19 protein-coding genes and 1 other annotated feature are annotated in these 16,766 nt (G+C 44.3%); of the genes, 10 read left to right on the top strand and 9 right to left on the bottom strand.

Going from position 1 to position 16,766, the window contains the following annotated elements; genetic code table 11:
- Positions 1-31: 31 nt before the first annotated feature.
- Together A374_RS17855 and A374_RS21185 are read left to right on the top strand one after the other, a co-directional pair.
- Complete coding sequence (locus A374_RS17855) at positions 32-781, top strand: sulfite exporter TauE/SafE family protein (protein ID WP_007203649.1); 750 nt, start codon at positions 32-34, stop codon at positions 779-781.
- Between the two features lie 134 nt (positions 782-915).
- Positions 916-1,539: a hypothetical protein gene (locus A374_RS21185; RefSeq protein WP_007203648.1), complete on the top strand. Its 624-nt coding sequence runs from the start codon at positions 916-918 to the stop codon at positions 1,537-1,539.
- Positions 1,540-1,549: 10 nt separating this feature from the next.
- Here the strand turns inward: A374_RS21185 and A374_RS17845 are convergent, their stop codons facing one another.
- On the bottom strand, positions 1,550-2,284 hold the full coding sequence (locus A374_RS17845) for an SDR family NAD(P)-dependent oxidoreductase (protein ID WP_007203647.1): 735 nt from the start codon (positions 2,282-2,284) through the stop codon (positions 1,550-1,552).
- A gap of 39 nt (positions 2,285-2,323) precedes the next feature.
- On the bottom strand, positions 2,324-3,355 hold the full coding sequence (locus A374_RS17840) for a S8 family peptidase (protein WP_007203646.1): 1,032 nt from the start codon (positions 3,353-3,355) through the stop codon (positions 2,324-2,326).
- 180 nt (positions 3,356-3,535) lie between these two features.
- Between A374_RS17840 and A374_RS17835 the strand changes: the two genes are divergently transcribed.
- Positions 3,536-4,204 carry an SDR family NAD(P)-dependent oxidoreductase gene (locus A374_RS17835; protein WP_007203645.1) on the top strand — a complete coding sequence of 223 codons (669 nt, stop codon included), beginning with the start codon at positions 3,536-3,538 and terminating at the stop codon, positions 4,202-4,204.
- Positions 4,205-4,463: 259 nt separating this feature from the next.
- On the opposite strand, the gene A374_RS20750 is transcribed toward A374_RS17835, so the two are convergent.
- Together A374_RS20750 and A374_RS17825 are read right to left on the bottom strand one after the other, a co-directional pair.
- Positions 4,464-4,865, bottom strand: coding sequence for a hypothetical protein (locus tag A374_RS20750; RefSeq protein ID WP_156793270.1), 402 nt, complete (start codon positions 4,863-4,865; stop codon positions 4,464-4,466).
- A gap of 108 nt (positions 4,866-4,973) precedes the next feature.
- The gene (locus A374_RS17825; RefSeq protein ID WP_007203643.1) at positions 4,974-5,639 is read right to left on the bottom strand and encodes a DNA alkylation repair protein; all 666 of its coding nucleotides are present in this window, start codon (positions 5,637-5,639) and stop codon (positions 4,974-4,976) included.
- A 146-nt stretch (positions 5,640-5,785) separates the two neighbouring features.
- Here A374_RS17825 and A374_RS20745 point away from each other — a divergent pair, with 146 nt between their 5' ends.
- The 3 genes from A374_RS20745 to brnQ all read left to right on the top strand — a co-directional run bounded on the left by A374_RS20745 (position 5,786) and on the right by brnQ (position 9,682).
- Positions 5,786-5,929, top strand: coding sequence for a hypothetical protein (locus A374_RS20745; protein ID WP_156793269.1), 144 nt, complete (start codon positions 5,786-5,788; stop codon positions 5,927-5,929).
- A 59-nt stretch (positions 5,930-5,988) separates the two neighbouring features.
- Positions 5,989-6,213: a binding site (T-box leader), on the top strand.
- Positions 6,214-6,262: 49 nt separating this feature from the next.
- A complete protein-coding gene (argS, locus tag A374_RS17820) occupies positions 6,263-7,948 on the top strand; it encodes an arginine--tRNA ligase (RefSeq protein ID WP_007203642.1) in 1,686 nt (561 codons plus the stop codon).
- A gap of 381 nt (positions 7,949-8,329) precedes the next feature.
- Positions 8,330-9,682, top strand: coding sequence for a branched-chain amino acid transport system II carrier protein (brnQ, locus tag A374_RS17815; RefSeq protein ID WP_007203641.1), 1,353 nt, complete (start codon positions 8,330-8,332; stop codon positions 9,680-9,682).
- A gap of 26 nt (positions 9,683-9,708) precedes the next feature.
- Here the strand turns inward: brnQ and A374_RS17810 are convergent, their stop codons facing one another.
- The 5 genes from A374_RS17810 to A374_RS17790 all read right to left on the bottom strand — a co-directional run bounded on the left by A374_RS17810 (position 9,709) and on the right by A374_RS17790 (position 14,707).
- Positions 9,709-10,170: a hypothetical protein gene (locus tag A374_RS17810; protein ID WP_007203640.1), complete on the bottom strand. Its 462-nt coding sequence runs from the start codon at positions 10,168-10,170 to the stop codon at positions 9,709-9,711.
- Between the two features lie 130 nt (positions 10,171-10,300).
- Positions 10,301-11,830, bottom strand: coding sequence for a hypothetical protein (locus A374_RS19675; protein ID WP_007203639.1), 1,530 nt, complete (start codon positions 11,828-11,830; stop codon positions 10,301-10,303).
- A gap of 218 nt (positions 11,831-12,048) precedes the next feature.
- Positions 12,049-12,981: a pseudouridine-5'-phosphate glycosidase gene (locus A374_RS17800; RefSeq protein WP_007203638.1), complete on the bottom strand. Its 933-nt coding sequence runs from the start codon at positions 12,979-12,981 to the stop codon at positions 12,049-12,051.
- Between the two features lie 21 nt (positions 12,982-13,002).
- A complete protein-coding gene (locus A374_RS17795; RefSeq protein WP_007203637.1) occupies positions 13,003-14,091 on the bottom strand; it encodes a carbohydrate kinase in 1,089 nt (362 codons plus the stop codon).
- A 139-nt stretch (positions 14,092-14,230) separates the two neighbouring features.
- Positions 14,231-14,707, bottom strand: a complete 477-nt coding sequence (locus A374_RS17790; RefSeq protein WP_007203636.1) for a sigma-70 family RNA polymerase sigma factor — start codon at positions 14,705-14,707, stop codon at positions 14,231-14,233.
- Positions 14,708-14,981: 274 nt separating this feature from the next.
- Between A374_RS17790 and A374_RS17785 the strand changes: the two genes are divergently transcribed.
- The 4 genes from A374_RS17785 (at position 14,982) to A374_RS17770 (ending at position 16,722) form a co-directional block, all read left to right on the top strand.
- Positions 14,982-15,197 carry a DUF1659 domain-containing protein gene (locus A374_RS17785; protein WP_007203635.1) on the top strand — a complete coding sequence of 72 codons (216 nt, stop codon included), beginning with the start codon at positions 14,982-14,984 and terminating at the stop codon, positions 15,195-15,197.
- Positions 15,198-15,224: 27 nt separating this feature from the next.
- A complete protein-coding gene (locus tag A374_RS17780; protein WP_007203634.1) occupies positions 15,225-15,443 on the top strand; it encodes a DUF2922 domain-containing protein in 219 nt (72 codons plus the stop codon).
- Positions 15,444-15,508: 65 nt separating this feature from the next.
- Positions 15,509-15,649, top strand: coding sequence for a YvrJ family protein (locus A374_RS17775; protein ID WP_007203633.1), 141 nt, complete (start codon positions 15,509-15,511; stop codon positions 15,647-15,649).
- An 80-nt stretch (positions 15,650-15,729) separates the two neighbouring features.
- A complete protein-coding gene (locus A374_RS17770; protein WP_007203632.1) occupies positions 15,730-16,722 on the top strand; it encodes a serine hydrolase domain-containing protein in 993 nt (330 codons plus the stop codon).
- Positions 16,723-16,766 lie beyond the last annotated feature (44 nt).

Here is a 16,766-nt window from a genome sequence, read left to right as displayed (position 1 = left end):
TTTAGTGAACGAGGGAAGGGGTAGATCTGACGTGTTCTTGATCGTAACGATGCTTATCATTGGGGTTATGTGTGGTTTTGTTGGGGTTGGCGGTGCAGGCTTTATTATTTCGGTACTGCTTTTGTTTGATGTTGAGATTCATACGGCGCTAGCAACGTCGCTTTCAGCAATGGTGTTTACAACGCTATCAGGAGCTGTTAGTCATCTTCGTGAAGGAAACATTAAAATTTCTGTAGGGGCTGCCACTGGCATTTTCGGCGCACTTGGTGCCCTTGTTGGCTCACATCTAACATCGTATATTCCGGCGGGTGATCTTCATTATTTAACAGCAGGAATGCTATTGGCATCAGCAGTACTTATTGTATGTCGCCTGTTTGTTTTCCAAAAACGGAGCGATGACGAACGCAAGCCTCTGTTAGAAAAGAAAAACCTTGTGTTGCGAGCACTTCTGCTTGGCTGCGTGACAGGCGTATTATCAGGCTTGTTCGGCATAGGCGCAGCACCATTTATCCAAATAGGCTTAATTCTCTGCTTTTCCTTAACGATTGCTGAAGCTATTGGCACGACCATGCTTGTCATTTTGCCCATTGCTGCTGGTGGCAGTATTGGCTATGTACTACAAGGCTATTTGGATGTGACATTGCTGCTTCAAGTGCTAGTCGGTACGATGATTGGCGCCTATTTAGGGGCAAAACTAACGAACTATGCACCAACACAGCTCTTAAAAATAGCGATGGTGGCCACACCTGTGATCGCAGCTTCTCTCATACTATGGAAATAAAAAAAGGCTGAGACATAAGCAGCCCTAACTCATAAAAATGGCTTCACCATCAGTTTTTGATGCAGAAGCCATTTTTTGATGTTGTTTAATATTTTTATTATAGATTGACTTGCGTTGAAGGTTTGGAAGAGTGCTTGGGGGCGTGTGGTTCGCGTGCAGGAGCGTTCGGTTCGCGCTCGGGGGCATCACGTTCGCGCGCGGGGGCATTCGGTTCGCGCGCAGGAGCATCACGTTCGCGCGCAGAAGCATCACGTTCGCGCGCAGGAGCATCACGTTCGCGCGCAGAGGCACTCGGTTCGCGCGCAGGAGCATCACGTTCGCGCGCAGAGGCATCACGTTCGCGCGCAGGAGATCAAAAAGAGAGTAAATCAAGCGCCAAACACTCGAATGCACTACAAAATTTTGTAGAAATCGTGTGCAAGCCCTTCAATGATGACGAAAAGAGTGATTCGCGGGCGGGAACGTTCGGTTCGCGCGCAGAGGCACTCCGTTCGCGCGCAAAAGCACTCCGTTCGCGCGCAAAAGCACTCCGTTCGCGCGCAGAGGCACTCCGTTCGCGCGCAGAGGCACTCCGTTCGCGCGCAGAAGCACCTGATTCGCGCGCAGAGGTACTCCGTTCGCGCGCAGGGGCACTCTGTTCGCGCGCAAACAAGATAAATCCTCCCTCAGAGAATGTGCAAATGATCAAAAAGAGAGCAAAGCAAGTGCTAAGCTCTCGGAAATGTTACAAAACAGAGGAAATAGTGTGTCTAACCTAGTTTTTTCGTATTATTTAAAGGATGCGTAGCCATCATCCGCCATGACGATACTGCCATTAACTGCCGCGGATTCTGGTAGTGATAACAAATAGACGATATTTGCGATGTCTGCGGGTTTTGTTAGTGTATTTCCCATCACTTTTGCTCCCATTGCTTCTACTTTTCCACTCTGACGATATCCATCTAGGATTGGGGTGTCAACAACACCTGGCGCCACGCCAACGACGCGAATGCCGTATGGCGCAAGCTCTAGGGCTGCTGATTTCGTCATCATAATAACGGCTCCCTTTGTTGCATGATAAGCGAACGTACCTGGTGAAGCTAAATAACCGAATACTGAAGCTGTATTAATAATTACGCCCCGTGTTTCTAATTTACGCATAGCATTACCAGCTGCTATAATGCCGTAGGCAACGCCATGCTGATTAATGCTAATTACATCATGATAGTCTTGTAATGTTTGATCCAGAACAGGCGTTAATCGGCCAATTCCTGCGTTGTTAAACATCACATCGATGGAGCCAAATTCATCAATTGTATGTTGAATGAGCTGTTCTACTTGCTCATAGTCAGCAACATTTGTTTTTATGAACAGGCCTTGTAGTTCGGCCGCTAATGCTACGCCAGCTTCTTCATTTACATCAGCAATAACAACTTGGTCGCCTTTTTCGGCAAACAGACGCGCTGTTGCTTCCCCAATTCCACTTGCCCCACCAGTTATGACGACAACTCGCTTATTTAACATGTGAATTTACCCCTTTTTACCAATCAGTATATCTATATCTTACAAATTAGTAAAATTTAAGTACCCTCTACCTTGAATTGTCGCTTCATAGCCAAGGTCATTCGCTGCCTGTACTAACTTCTCTTTTATTTCATCGGGTGTTAATTCTGGTTGCTTTTCTAATAAAAGTGCAACGAGACCAGCACATCGTGAAGTGGCCATGGATGTTCCGCTCATAACACAATACGCTTCCCCTACACGATCTATGGGCCGACGCTGATCTAAGTAACTGTAGGGAGCTCGTAGCGAGATAATACCAGTGCCTGGCAAGAGAAAGTCCGGTTTCGTGTGACCATGAACGGTTGGGCCTCGACTGGAGTAAGAAGCAGGTACAATCACCTCGCCATAGTGGGTTGCGGCGGTATCAGATGCTCCCACGGTAATAACGGTTGGGCACATGCCTGGGCTTGATATGGTGCCCATTTCCGGTCCTTTATTGCCCGCTGACACGCAGACAACAATGCCAGCTCGCCACGCTTTTTCAACACTTTGTATGACAGGATCATCCACTTCCGTACCGCCTGTTACGTACCCAAAGGAAAGAGAGAGCACCCGAATGTTATACACATCCTTATAGCGAATGCACCATTCAATCGCGGCTACAACCGTTGCTGCTTGTCCCGCCCCTTTTTCATCCAAAACTTTTAAGATTGCTAGATTCGCTTCATAGGCTGGACCTTTGTACAAGCCTTGTGATAAGCAGCCATTGCCAGCTGCACAGCCAGCACAGTGGGTCCCATGACCGTTATCATCGTAGGGAACATGTTTGCCATGTAAAAAATCACGAAAAACAACGATGCGCTCTTGGACATCATTGTGTAAATGAATGCCCGTATCGATCATTGCAATGGTAATGCCTTTACCACTCGTTGTAGCTTGATTGTGATTCACGTTACTGGGCTTGTAATACGGATGGTGCGCCTGTGTCTGTAGTCGCACATCCGGTACTTTATGCTGAAAAAAGCCCCATAACCTCGCCACCATTTCTCGCGACCATTGACTTATTTTTATTTTTGTAAAAAACCCATCCATTCCGTTCCCCCTTTAAAAAGATCTCTGCAATAGCTTATGAACACTAGGTTTAAGGGGAAACGGTGTTTGTCCTACCAAGGGTGTATTTACTTTTCTAAAAAAAGTAAAAATTGACGAAACTTTTTTTTGTTGTGATAATTTGTATGTAGCGAATGATTGCAATGCTAAAGGAGGGCTATCATGTCTAAGAACAAAGTGTTAGTCATTGTTGGTGCAGGACCCGGAATTGGCATGAGTATAGCAAAACAATTCGGAATGGAAGGTTTTTCAGTAGCGCTGATTGCGCGTCGTCTCGATAAGTTATTTTTGTACGAAAAAGAGCTTCGACTAGCAGGCATTGAGGCAAAAGGTTTTCCTGGCGATGCTGCGAGTGAAGTAAGTTTAAAAACCGCCATAGAAGCCATTGTTGATACATATGGAAGAATCGATGTGCTTCACTATAACGCCGCGGGTAAGACAAGCGGTTCTCCCATTGAACTGCGGATGGCAGATGCGGTTCGTGACTTTAAAATTAGTGTCGCTGGTGCGCTCGTTAGTGTGCAAGAATGCCTTCCTCACATGGGCAATGACGGAGCCGTCTTGCTAACAGGTGGTGGTTTTGCCTATGCTCCATTAGCGCAATACACCTCCCTTTCACTCGGCAAAGCAGGGATCCGTAACCTCGCCCAGAGCCTACACCAAGAGCTAGCTCCAAGAGGAATTTACGTTGGTACGCTAACGATTAGTGGCTTTGTTTCACCCGATACTTATTATTCTCCCGACCGAATTGCTCATAGCTTTTATCAAATGTATTGCGATCGAAAAGAAACAGAAATTATATTTGAAGAACACTCTAACAGCGTGCATTAAGCAATGCTTCCCCTTAGTGCACATATTACCTGTTCTGCTTTTTGTCGTATTCGAGGCGTTCTTCTTCCTCCCTCTTACATGATCTGAGGGGGGATTTGTTATGCTTGTGCGCGAACCGAATGCTCCTGCGCGCGAATCAGGTACTCTTGCGCGCGAACTACTCTTTTTGCAATTATTGAAGAGTTTGCAACCTATTTCCACTCAATTTTTCGTCGTTTTCAAAGACTTGGCTCTTAATTTGCTCTCTTTTTCCTCCCTTTTACATGGTATGAGGGTCCATTTGCCTTGCCTGCGCGCGAATCGGATGCTTCTGCGCGCGAATCAGGTGCTTCTGCGCGCGAATCAAGTACTTCTGCGCGCGAATCGAGTGCTCCTGCGCGCGAACCGAGTGCTCCTGCGCGCGAACGCTTGCCCCAGCGCGAATCGGATTCCCTTGCGCGTGAACCGAGTGCTCCTGCGCGCGAACGCGTGCCCCAGCGCGAATCGGATTCCCTTGCGCGTGAACCGAGTGCTCCTGCGCGCGAACGCGTGCCCCAGCGCGAACGAATGCTTCTGAGCGCGAATCAAATGCTCCTGTGCGCGAATCAGGTACTCCAGTGCGCGAACTACTCTTTTTGCCATCATTGAAGGGCTTGCCCACTGAATTTTTCGTTGCGTTCAAGCGTTCACTCCCTTTCACCTGCCCTCGCATTCCTATCAGCCAACTTGAACACAAGCGATATAAAAAAATGGCTTTCATCACCAAAATTGATGATAAAGCCATTTTTATTTATTTTATATGCTTTAATGCTTCTTTTCGACTCAGGGGGGAAAGGTCAGGATGCTTTTCTACGAATGTGCGCACCCAGTCTGGATTCGTTTTGGCATATTCGCGCAATGCCCAGCCGATTGCTTTGCGGATGAAAAATTCTGGATCGTCTATTTTCTTTTCAATAACATACGTTAATCGTTCTTCGTCTGTGCGCTCTTTATAGCTTAATTGATGCAAGATGGCACTGCGGTTCATCCACATATTCGATGCGTTAATCCACCGCTCGATCACCTCGTTCTTTGTCTCTGGAAAACTTTGTACATAGTGGCCGAGATGATGCTTAGCAATATGATCAATCGTGTCCCACCAAGACTTTTTTGTAACAATATACTCTAAGTGAGTAAGATCTTCTTCTTGAAAATCTTTTTTTAATAAATCAATTACGTAAAGACCTATGTATTGCATTTCACGTAGTTGATAGCCCCAGCATTTTTTTACGACTGTTTCAATCTTTAAATCGGGACGACCATACATTTTTACGTGTTTTTTTACAATATGATTCAAAATTGGCGCCCTTAATCCTGCAAATGTGAACTTATTTTTCATATAGCTTGCCATTTTGACAGCTTCAGCAGGATTTTGCATGCCTCTTACTTCTTCATACAAGGCTTCTATGTAATCCATTACCCCTCACTCCTTATCGCCTCTCCTATTGTAAGGATTCTGTATAACTCGACACAATTCCTTTTTGACGTCAAAGTTTTTAAAAACAAGGAAATGGCCAAACTACGGAAGAATCAATATAACAGCAAAATAGGGGGTGGCTATAATTGGACGTTAAAAAGCAGCATCAAAAAGCGGATGAAGCAACTGAATTGCTCCATCGGCCGTTCGTAGGTAGCTTTCCATTTTCAGTTCTTGTAACGCTCGGTGTCATCATTGCCAATGTTCTATTTACATTATTCGCTTCTTAACACTCATTCCATACAATTTAGTTATATATTTACATTTCCGGCTTTTTACCGTATACTATCAAAAATCAATGATGAAGAGAGTACAATGAGTAGAATGAGTAGACATGCAAAGCGAGCCAGGGATGGTGAAAGCCTGCGCGATTCGTCTCTTGTTGGAAGCGCACTTCTGAGATGTCTACTTGAACATTGTCGTAGAGTAGATCGGGTGATGTCGTTATTCATTTTTTAAAGTGGGTTCAGTACTGAACAACAAGAGTGGTACCGCGGGTATGCCCGTCTCTTTCAATAGAGACGGGCTTTTTTTTATTATATTGAGAAGGGAAGATGCGACACATGGAATCCTATCAACTCACGTTTGCACAAGCGCTTCATACCGCGCTCCAAGGTAAGCTTTCACTACAACACATTACGAACTTGCTTGAAACACCACGCCGCAAAGAGCTAGGTGATGCAGCCTTTCCTTGCTTCACTCTTGCTAAAGAACTGAAGATTTCTCCTGTCGATATAGCCCAAGAGCTTGCTGAGGCGATTTCGCATCCTGCCTTTGAAAAAGTAGAAGCGCATGGGCCGTATGTAAACGTCTTTTTTCACCGTTTATCCTTTAGTGCTGAGGTACTATCGCGCATTTTACGCGAAGGCGAACATTATGGTGATCATGATGCTGGTAACGGTGCTACTGTGACGATTGATTTATCGTCACCGAACATTGCCAAGCCGTTTTCAATGGGTCATCTACGCTCAACGGTCATTGGCGCAAGCCTAAGTCATCTTGCTGAAAAAAATGGCTACGTGCCAATTCGCATTAACTATCTTGGTGATTGGGGCACACAATTTGGCAAGTTAATTACGGCCTATTTACACTGGGGTGACGAAGACCGTGTTCGTAAGCAACCTATTATCGAACTGCTAGCACTTTATGTAATGTTTCATGAAAAAGCACAAACCAATCCTGCGCTCAACGATGAGGCGCGCCTTTGGTTTAAAAAGCTTGAAGATGGTGACGAGCAAGCCTTACAGCTCTGGAAATGGTTTCGTGATGAATCCATCCAATCGTTTCAGAAGACATATGATTTATTGTCTATCTCTTTTCATTCTTATAACGGCGAAGCCTTTTATAACGATAAAATAGCAGGCGTTGTAAACCAACTACGAGCAAAAGGACTCTTAACCTTGTCAGATGGCGCTGAAGTTGTTTCCTTAGAGGAGCACGGTTTACCGCCTTGTCTTATTGTCAAAAGAGACGGTGCCTCCACATATGCTGTGCGTGATTTGGCAGCTGCTATTGATCGTTACAAAACGTATCATTTTAAGAAAAGCTTATATGTTGTTGGTCCTGAACAAAGCTTACATTTTCAACAAGTGATGCTTGTGTTAGAGAAAATGGGCTACACTTGGGCAAAAGAGATGATTCATATTCCGTTCGGCTTTATTTTAAAAGAAGGGAAAAAAATGTCCACGCGAAAAGGGAAAATCATCTTGTTAGAAGAGGTGATTGCTGAGGCGATTTCACTCGCACGCCAAACGATCGAATTAAAAAACCCCACCTTGCCTAATAAAGAAGTCGTTGCCAAACAAATCGGGGTCGGAAGTCTGATCTTTCATGATTTAAAAAATGATCGTCTTGGCAATGTTGAATTTTCCTTACAAACTATGCTTGCCTTTGAAGGTGACACCGCCCTTTACCTTCAATATACACATGCTAGAGCTTGTTCGCTCTTACGAAAAGTAACATCTGCTCCATCTACATCAGGACTTTGCGATGATCACAGCTTTTCTATTGTGAAGCACCTCTCTCTATTTCCGGTCATCGTCCAAAATAGCTTTAGTCACTATGAGCCATCACAACTAGCCAAGTACGCCATTCAACTCGCCCACCTTTTTAATGCTTATTACAGCGCTGTTCGCATTCTTACAGAAGACTCCGAGCGCGACAACCGTCTCGCTCTTGTGAAAAGTGTAACGATTGTGTTAAAAGAAAGCTTACGACTGCTCGGCGTGCAGGCACCTGAAGAATTATAAAGACAATGCAGTAAATCAAACCGCATAAGGTGTGATTTACTGCTTTTATGTTATTTTTCACCTAACTCAGGGAAAAAGTAGATACGATTTATCTTATGAGCAAAAAAATTTTAGCTGTTAATATCCTCCAGTTCATTTTTTCATATTTATGGTGATTCATAAGGACTTTCGTTGTAGGACAAGCTATGAGGGGACTTTTGTCATCATTTCATCTCTTCATCACTTTATTACGTTGAAGTTGTAATTTTGAAAAAAATTAAATTTTTTACGTATATCTCTTGAAATTTTATGAGAGTTTGTTATTATTCATTAATGACTTCGACAGCAAACGACATTGGTCGTTCTAAATTTTCATAATATTCTTATTCGGAGGGTTTTATCGTGTCTACTAATAAACAATCTTCGCAAACACTGGTCATAGGTCTTATGTTATTTGCCCTATTTTTCGGTGCAGGTAACTTAATCTTTCCAGCTATGCTTGGTCAATCGGCTGGTTCCAACGTTTGGGAGGCTACGATTGGCTTTCTCATTACAGGGGTTGCAATGCCTCTTTTAGGTGTTTTTGCTTTTGGTATTTCCGGCAGTGAAGATCTTCAATCACTAGGAAATCGTGTGCACCCTTGGTTTAGTGCTATTTATACTTTTATTTTGTATTTATCGATTGGACCGCTATTTGCACTTCCCCGTGCTGGAAGTGTTTCGTTTGAAATTGGGGTAAAGCCTTTTTTGAATGAAAATGCAGGTCATTTACCACTTGCCATTTTCACCATTGTTTTCTTCGGATTATCTTGCGTTCTCTCGTTAAATCCAACTAAGATTGTGGATGTTGTTGGGAAAGTATTAACGCCACTAAAGCTTACATTTATCGGTGTACTTGTACTTGCGGCCATCATTCGTCCGATCGGTGCGATTCAAGCACCAACGAAAGAATTTTTAAACCATTCTTTCTTTACTGGTTTTCAACAAGGTTACTTAACGATGGATACGCTCGCTGCCTTCGTTTTCGGAATTATTATTATTAATGCAATTAAAACGAAGCAAGGAACAAATAAACGTTCCATTGCCATTACGTGTGCAAAAGCTTCGGGGATTGCTGCTCTCGTTCTTGTTATTGTGTATTCAGCATTATCGTACATGGGTGCATCAAGTGTTTCGAAGCTCGGTCACTTTAGTAACGGTGGTGAAGTTCTTGCCGCTGTCGCAAATTACTACTTCGGCTCATTAGGAAATGTATTCTTAGGACTGATGATTGTTATTGCTTGTTTAACAACAAGTGTTGGGCTCATTACGTCTTGTGCAGCTTATTTTCATAAAGTATTTCCGAAGATCTCCTATAGAGTCATTGCCGTCGTCTTGTCCGTCTTTAGTGCACTTGTAGCTAATATCGGCCTTAATCAATTGATAAAAATCTCTGTGCCTGTTCTTACAGCGATTTATCCGATTGCGATTATGTTGATTTTCTTAACCTTTGCGCATTCTTTATTTAAAGGTCGTCGTCTCGTCTATCAACTAAGCCTATTGTTCACATTTATCGTTAGTGTGTTTGACGGATTAAAAGCTGCCGAAATTCCTGTTTCATCCGTAACAAATGTCTTTGCTAACATACTACCGTTTTATAGTACGGGGCTTGGATGGGTAGTGCCTGCCTTAGTCGGTGGTGTCATTGGATATATTTTATCCTTACTTCTTCACCAAGAAGGACAAGCAAAAATGAGTAAAGAAAAAATTTCCTAATCATAGAACAAACCCGCTGATGGTAGTCATTCAGCGGGTTTTTCTTTTCGTTGATCGGGATGTGATAAGTAGTCTGATGTAGTAAAAGCACCCACAGGTGGTAACTGAGATTCATACTGTTGTGGCTGACTACTAAGACCCGGAACATAAATATCAGTGGAGGCAATCCATGTTCCTCCTTGCCCAGCTTGTTGAGACGATGGCTTCATGATGACACGTCCGTTAATAACAAAGTGACGAATATTAATGCTAGGATCTTCGTATAAAAAAACGGTACCCGTAAATTCTGCATACGGCGATTCAAGCATCACTTGCTGTGTACTTTCGCTATAGTAACCAGACAACGGGATGGGCGCTCCGCGAAAATTAATAGAACCCGTTAGCTGATTACCTTGAAGTGTCGCTAAATACATCGTCCCCCAAATTAGCGGCATTCCCCCTACATTTGCGCTAATACCCCAAGTTGATGGAATAGGTAGCATCGTCATCGCCTCTCCCCCTTTCCTCGTACGCTAGCAGTATATGTAGGACGGCTTAATTGGGAAGTTGTATACCTAAGATTTGGGCACTAGAAAAAGCTGTTTGAGTAGGGCGTTCCCCGCAAACAGCTTCATATAATTAGTATTTTTTATTTTGACAACGGTCGTACTTTCTTTTCGCTTGTTCTAACCGTTGATCATTGCGATATGCACGATCTAGTTCTTTTAGCGCTGATTGCATCTCTTTAAGAGCATCCGTACGATCACGGTCTACTTGAGCAATCAGCTTGCGTACGTCTTCATAGGCCTTCAAGCAATACGAATCACTATTTGGTTTGTTTTTATACTCAAGATTAACGTATTTTCTTGCTAACTCTATTCCCTCTTCTTGATAACTAGCAGCCTCTTTTAACGCTTTATACGCACGATCGTCGAACTCATGCGCTCTTTTTAAGAGAGACTCATTAGATGTCTTGCGAGAACCTGATTTATAAAATTGGCCACCATATTTTGGTCCGCCTTGTTTCCTTTTGTACGTTTCACCTTTTGAATACGACCATTCATCACCTGTATACGATGAGTCTCCTTCCCGTTCGCCAGTGCTATAGGACGTGTCGCCTCCCCATTCGTCTCCGCCGATGGTTTGGCCGCCGTCCCACTCGCCAGTGCTTAAAGACGTGTCGCCTCCCCATTCGTCTCCACCAATGGTTTGGCCGCCGTCCCACTCGCCAGTGCTAAAGGACGTGTCGCCTCCCCACTCGTCTCTGCCGATGGTTTGGCCACCGTCCCATTCGCCAGTGCTAAAGGACGTGTCGCCTCCCCACTCGTCTCTGCCAATGGTTTTGCCTCCGTCCCACTCGCCAGTGCTAAAGGACGTGTCGCCTCCCCACTCGTCTCTGCCGATGGTTTGGCCGCCTCCCCATTCGTCACCGACAAAGGTTTTGCCTCCATTCCATTCGCCTCCGCTAAAGGATGTGCCGCCATCCCATTCGTCACCGACAAAGGTTTTGCCTCCGTCCCAATCGCCTCCGCTAAAGGATGTGCCGCCATCCCATTCGTCACCGACAAAGGTTTTGCCTCCGTCCCAATCGCCTCCGCTAAAGGATGTGTCGCCTCCCCATTCGTCTCTGCCAATGGTTTGGCCGCCATCCCACTCGCCTCCGCTAAAGGATGTGCCTCCGTCCCATTCGTCACCGACAAAGGTTTTGCCTCCGTTCCACTCACCAGTGCTAAAGGACGTGTCGCCTCCCCATTCATCGCCAGTGAAAGCTCTTGGATCGGTTTCCCACTGTTCTCCAGCATTAACTTCTTGATGAGTCGTAGCATTCATGTGATTTCCATATAAACGCTTAGCCCAATCATCGTCATGTGACGCAACATGATGACCACCTGACTGCTCATCCTCTGCCTGGTACCGCCCATTTTCACCATACGACCCATTGTAGCTTTCTCCACCAGAATCTACGATGGTTTTGCACTTACTACTATATCCTCCACAACCGTAGTCTGTTTTGGCTGGTTTGTAATATTCCCACTTCGTATTTGAACAATATGTTTTCGATGCTTCTTTCGTTCTTTCTTTACTTTTTCTGTGTTTACGGTGTGATTTGCTAGCATGACGATCTTTTCTATAATCATGCGATTTTGATTTTTTTTTCGAATTACTCATTATTAACCTCCTACTATAAAATTGATCGGAGAATAACCAAAGAATCACTTTGTTCTTAGACGCCTGTCTGTCCTTTATCTCTTTTACAAACATTCTTTGGCATTATTCATATTGCATACTATTCTCGTCACCCTTTTTGGTGTGGGTAGCCGCCCCCCGTGCGTACCGGATTTTAAAGCGCAAAAAAAGCACCCGAGATTACTCGGATGCTTGTTCATTTAGGCTAGTTGATGTGTTGTTTTCAATGCGCTATAGGCAATGGCAATCTCGGCCGCTACAAATGCATTATGTTTTACGAGTGCTATATTTGTGGCAAGGCTTGCTCCGCCTGTCCGTTCCTTCAGTGCATTTAGTAAAAATGGCGTAACCGCTTTGCCCGCAATCTGCTGTTCGTCCGCATCGTTTAATGCTTGAACGATCACTTGTTCAATCTCATGAAAAGCCATAGCATAACCCGTTGGCACCGGATTAGCAATGACCGCTCCTCCTTGTAAGCCTAATGCCCATTTCGTGTGCAGTAGCTGTGCCGCCTCTTCTGCCGTTTGACACGTAACGTCCACACCAAAGCCACTTTCGCGGGCAAAGAACGATGGAAAGTCACTCGTCTGATACCCTAAAACGGGAACGCCTTGCGTTTCTAAATATTCTAATGTACGACCAATATCTAAAATGGACTTGACCCCAGCACATACGACCGCCACATCACTTTGTGCTAACTCTGTTAAATCTGCTGAAATATCCATCGAAACTTCACCACCACGATGCACCCCGCCGATACCTCCCGTTGCAAAAACCGCAATGCCTGCAAGTTTAGCAGCAATCATCGTAGCAGCTACCGTTGTTGCGCCAATTTTCCCACTCGCAACGACGGCTGGCAAATCGCGCCGACTCACTTTTTCCACGTAGGGATTTGTAGCAAACTCTTCTAACTCTTCGCGCGTTAAGCCGATTTTAATCACACCATTCATAATTCCAATGGTTGCTGGTATGGCACCTTGATCGCGTATAATTTGTTCAACCTCTAGTGCCATTTCTACATTTTGTGGATACGGCATGCCGTGAGAAATAATCGTCGACTCTAAAGCAACAACAGGCAATCCTTCTGTAAGCGCTTTCTTTACTTCGTCTGTATAGCTTAAAAATGGCTTCATTTCTCTGTTCCCCCTTTTTACTTACAACGCAACGACATGATTGTGAATCTTTTCTTTTGAAAGATGTACATGAACAGATGTACTCGTTTGAACAGTTAATGCAGCAATCGTCATGCCGTACCGACATGCTTCTAGTAAGTCTTTATTATGAGATAAGCCGTATAATACACCCGCACTAAACGCATCGCCTGCACCAGTAACATCTACAACTGTTGTTGCTTGAACGGGAAGATGTTGCTTGACCGTTTTGGAGGCTACATATGCACCATCACCACCAAGTGTAATAATTACATTGCGCACACCCATTCGTAGCATGCGCTGCGCTGCTTGCTCACAATCAGCGATTGCGTTAATTGGCATGCCTGCTAACACTTCCGCTTCTTCTCGGTTCGGTAAAATCGTATGAATATGTTTCAGACGCTGATGTAGCTTTTTCGCTTTTGCACTCGAAACCGGATCAATAACGACTGGAATACTTTCCTGAGCGGCGCGATCAATGCAATAGTGCAGCGTATCTTCTGGTATATTCGTATCAAGAACCATCCATTCAGCATGAGCAATATGTGACCATTTTTCTTCAATAAAAGCAATCGTCATTTGCTCATAAATGGCCATATCCGCCATGGCGACGGCCAAGTCTCCTTTTGCATCCAGCAAGGCCGTATACGTACCGGTTGCCTCCTGACTCAGTCGTTTTACTTGCGTGGTATCTACGCCTGCCTGCGCGGTCTTCTCAAGAACAATGTCTCCTGCCTTGTCTTTTCCGACAGCGCTAATGAGTGATACATTGCTTCCTAGGCGCCCTAAATTTTCACTAATATTACGCACAACGCCTCCACACATTTCTGACACCGATACGGGATTCGATGTTTCATAGCGAATCGGTGCCTTGCAGCTTGCTTTACGATCAAGATGCGCGCCGCCAATGCAGACAATGCCTTTCATTTCTGGGAGCACGTATGCTCGCCCTTTAATTCTGCCGCTTTTCATTAAGTTTGAAATATGCCCAGCCACCGCTGAACGCGACATGCTCAGCTCATCGGCAATCACTTGTTGGCTAATAAACGGGTTTTGCTGAATCATCGCAATAATTCGTGCTTCTTTTTCCATGTTAGCCACCCCTATCCCCTTACTTTTTCCAATTTCTCAACAACAGTTTACCTCCGCAACTTTTGTTTGTCATTATATTTTTTCAGAAAATTTTAAATAGTGTAATTTTATTTAAAAGTGATCGAACAGCGCTTTTCTGTTATGCGTGTAGTAACTTTCGTAAATGAGTCAGTGCTTGTCTGCGCCACGATTTAACGGCCCCGATCGTTACTCCTGCTGCTTCAGCAATCTCAGACTCTTTCATGCCATAGATGATTTTTTTTATCACCCATTGTTGTTGGTTTGCAGTTAATTGAGCTAAATAGTAGGACCACTCTTCAAGATCCGAAGGCATGCTTACAGATGGTGCACTGATTGCATCAGCTTGTTCAGCCGTAAGCGTTGTTTCCTGCTGATGTTTACGCTCGTTTCGTAAATGTGAGAGCATCATACCTCGCACGGTTTGATACGCAAAGGGACCGAAATCTCCTTTTTCTTCCTTAAATCGTGTAGAAGCCTGCCATAGGGCAATGAGACCTATTTGATAATACTCTTCGAATTGACGAGCCACACCGAGTTTACGAATTTGTGATTTTATCAATGGTTCAAACTGCTCCGCAAGTGTTTCAAACTCCATTCTTGCATTCCTTTTGGAAAAGGCCTTTTCATATATTCCGCCGGTATCTCTACGATAGCTTGTTCGTTAGACAAGGTCATTTTTACAAATGGAACAAAATGGACATTACAAGAAACTGCATATTCCAGTAACTGTAATTTCGACATTTTTAGCAGAACAGGTAGGTAACGGACGACGAAGCCCCTTCTTCTTTTCCATATCTAAAAAGTTTTTTAACGAGATGCTACTTTTTTTACGTAAGCTGCTACTTATGAATTGAAAGGAGGTGATACACATGGCTTCAATCAGCTTAATGGGTTCCGATCTTCGTCTCGTCTTTGACGCTGGCATGAAAGGTGAAAAACAAATTTTCAAAAGTAAAAACTTGCCGCACATTAAAACAACCGCTTCGCCACAACAATTAGTAGATACAGCAAACGCCATTGCTTCTCTACAAAAACTGCCATTGTTTAGCGTAGAACGTAACGACACAAACAGCATTCTTGCTTAATCATTCTTTTAAGAGGAGGAACAACTCATGGCCAAAACGTTAGAGCTTCAATTTATTAACGAACAAGAAAAAGTCGTCACACTGTCAATTGACTCACCAAAAGAGCCGGTGAACGGCGCTGCTGTTAAAGCGGCGATGGAGACGATCATCGCGCAAAACGTCTTTAACTCCAAAGGCGGCAATTACGTAAAAGCCAAAGGCGCACGTCTCGTCGAACGAAACGCAAGCGACGTCGCTTTTTCATAAACCATAAAGAAACCCGTGATTTCTCTACATCACGGGTTTCTTCTTATAGAAAGGAGGCACTTCTCATGGAATCTTGGCTCTCCATTATAAGTGACGTCGGCTTTCCAGTCGTCGTCACCTTATACTTGTTGCACCGGATTGAAGGGAAGCTCGATACACTTAACACCTCAATTCTCGCCATGGCTGAGCAACTGAGACGATCATGAAAAAAGAGGAGATTTTCCTAATAACGGGAAATCTCCTCTTTTTTCATGATACACTATCGAGTATTACAGGAGGGAAATCCATGCAACAGTTACTGAATTTTGTTGAAGATCTTAAGATTCGCAACCGCTCATCAGCTAGCGCACTACTACTCATTCACAACGGGCAAATCATTCTTGAGCATTATAGTGGTTATCATGATTTTCGTAAAAATAGCCGTCCCATTGATCAGCGTTCACTCTTTAACGTTGCCTCTGTTCGAAAAAGTTATTTAGGACTTGCCGTTGCTTTTGCTCTATATGATGAGAAAATCAAAAGCTTAGACGAGCGCGTCGCTCCCTATTTTCCAAACGTTGATGAACAACTGCTCGGCGACACTACACTACGCCATCTACTTACGCATTCACACGGCTTAGAAGAAGATGAACATGGGCACCTTTTTCGCGAGTTTCCACCTGGTACAAACTGGGCCTATCGCGATGTGAACGTTGAAATGATGGCACAACTTCTAGACCGTTTGTATGGCATACCGTTTACACAGTTGCTTGCACAACGTGTATTTCAGCCATTGCAATGGCATGATACGCGCTGGCCTCAAGCCCCTTCGAATGACCTCGTACCCATCATCGATCGCTTAGATGAACCAGCTACAGTTCCCCTTGGCAATCTACAAAATGGACGAGGCCTATACGTGAGTACCCGTGATCTCGCAAAGTGGGGCATGCTTCATCTAAATCAAGGCGTTGTTGATGACGTACAAGTCGTACCGAAAGACGTTATATCACTCGCAACCTCTCTACAAAGTCCAACGTATTCTGATGAAAGTTTACCGCAAAATGGCTTGTTCTGGTTTCTTCAACATAAACCTGCTAGCAAAAGTGAAATAGGTGAAAAAGTTCCGATTGGCTCCTTCCAAATCATCGGCGTCAACGGTCCAACTCTTCTCGTCATTCCAGAACAGCGCCTTGTTGCCGTTAAAATGTATAACAAACGCTACAATTACGGTCAAAGCAACTATCTTCATTATTTGCGCAAGTTTAGTAACCTAGTGAGCGAGAGTGTCGGCAAGGGATGATGCTCAACAATCCAAAAGAACTTGGATCATGATTTGCTCTCTTT

It is taken from the genome of Fictibacillus macauensis ZFHKF-1 (assembly GCF_000269865.1).
Lineage (GTDB): Bacteria > Bacillota > Bacilli > Bacillales > Fictibacillaceae > Fictibacillus_C > Fictibacillus_C macauensis.
This window is presented reverse-complemented; position numbering and strand designations above follow the sequence as displayed.

What these genes read in the sequence shown, in the direction of transcription:
- A374_RS17845 (WP_007203647.1), bottom strand. Translation starts at nt 2,284, where the DNA reads ATGTTAAATAAGCGAGTTGTCGTCATAACTGGTGGGGCAAGTGGAATT.
- A374_RS17840 (WP_007203646.1), bottom strand. Translation starts at nt 3,355, where the DNA reads ATGGATGGGTTTTTTACAAAAATAAAAATAAGTCAATGGTCGCGAGAA.
- A374_RS17835 (WP_007203645.1), top strand. Translation starts at nt 3,536, where the DNA reads ATGTCTAAGAACAAAGTGTTAGTCATTGTTGGTGCAGGACCCGGAATT.
- A374_RS17825 (WP_007203643.1), bottom strand. Translation starts at nt 5,639, where the DNA reads ATGGATTACATAGAAGCCTTGTATGAAGAAGTAAGAGGCATGCAAAAT.
- argS (WP_007203642.1), top strand. Translation starts at nt 6,263, where the DNA reads ATGGAATCCTATCAACTCACGTTTGCACAAGCGCTTCATACCGCGCTC.
- A374_RS17810 (WP_007203640.1), bottom strand. Translation starts at nt 10,170, where the DNA reads ATGACGATGCTACCTATTCCATCAACTTGGGGTATTAGCGCAAATGTA.
- A374_RS19675 (WP_007203639.1), bottom strand. Translation starts at nt 11,830, where the DNA reads ATGAGTAATTCGAAAAAAAAATCAAAATCGCATGATTATAGAAAAGAT.
- A374_RS17800 (WP_007203638.1), bottom strand. Translation starts at nt 12,981, where the DNA reads ATGAAGCCATTTTTAAGCTATACAGACGAAGTAAAGAAAGCGCTTACA.
- A374_RS17795 (WP_007203637.1), bottom strand. Translation starts at nt 14,091, where the DNA reads ATGGAAAAAGAAGCACGAATTATTGCGATGATTCAGCAAAACCCGTTT.
- A374_RS17790 (WP_007203636.1), bottom strand. Translation starts at nt 14,707, where the DNA reads ATGGAGTTTGAAACACTTGCGGAGCAGTTTGAACCATTGATAAAATCA.
- A374_RS17785 (WP_007203635.1), top strand. Translation starts at nt 14,982, where the DNA reads ATGGCTTCAATCAGCTTAATGGGTTCCGATCTTCGTCTCGTCTTTGAC.
- A374_RS17780 (WP_007203634.1), top strand. Translation starts at nt 15,225, where the DNA reads ATGGCCAAAACGTTAGAGCTTCAATTTATTAACGAACAAGAAAAAGTC.
- A374_RS17775 (WP_007203633.1), top strand. Translation starts at nt 15,509, where the DNA reads ATGGAATCTTGGCTCTCCATTATAAGTGACGTCGGCTTTCCAGTCGTC.
- A374_RS17770 (WP_007203632.1), top strand. Translation starts at nt 15,730, where the DNA reads ATGCAACAGTTACTGAATTTTGTTGAAGATCTTAAGATTCGCAACCGC.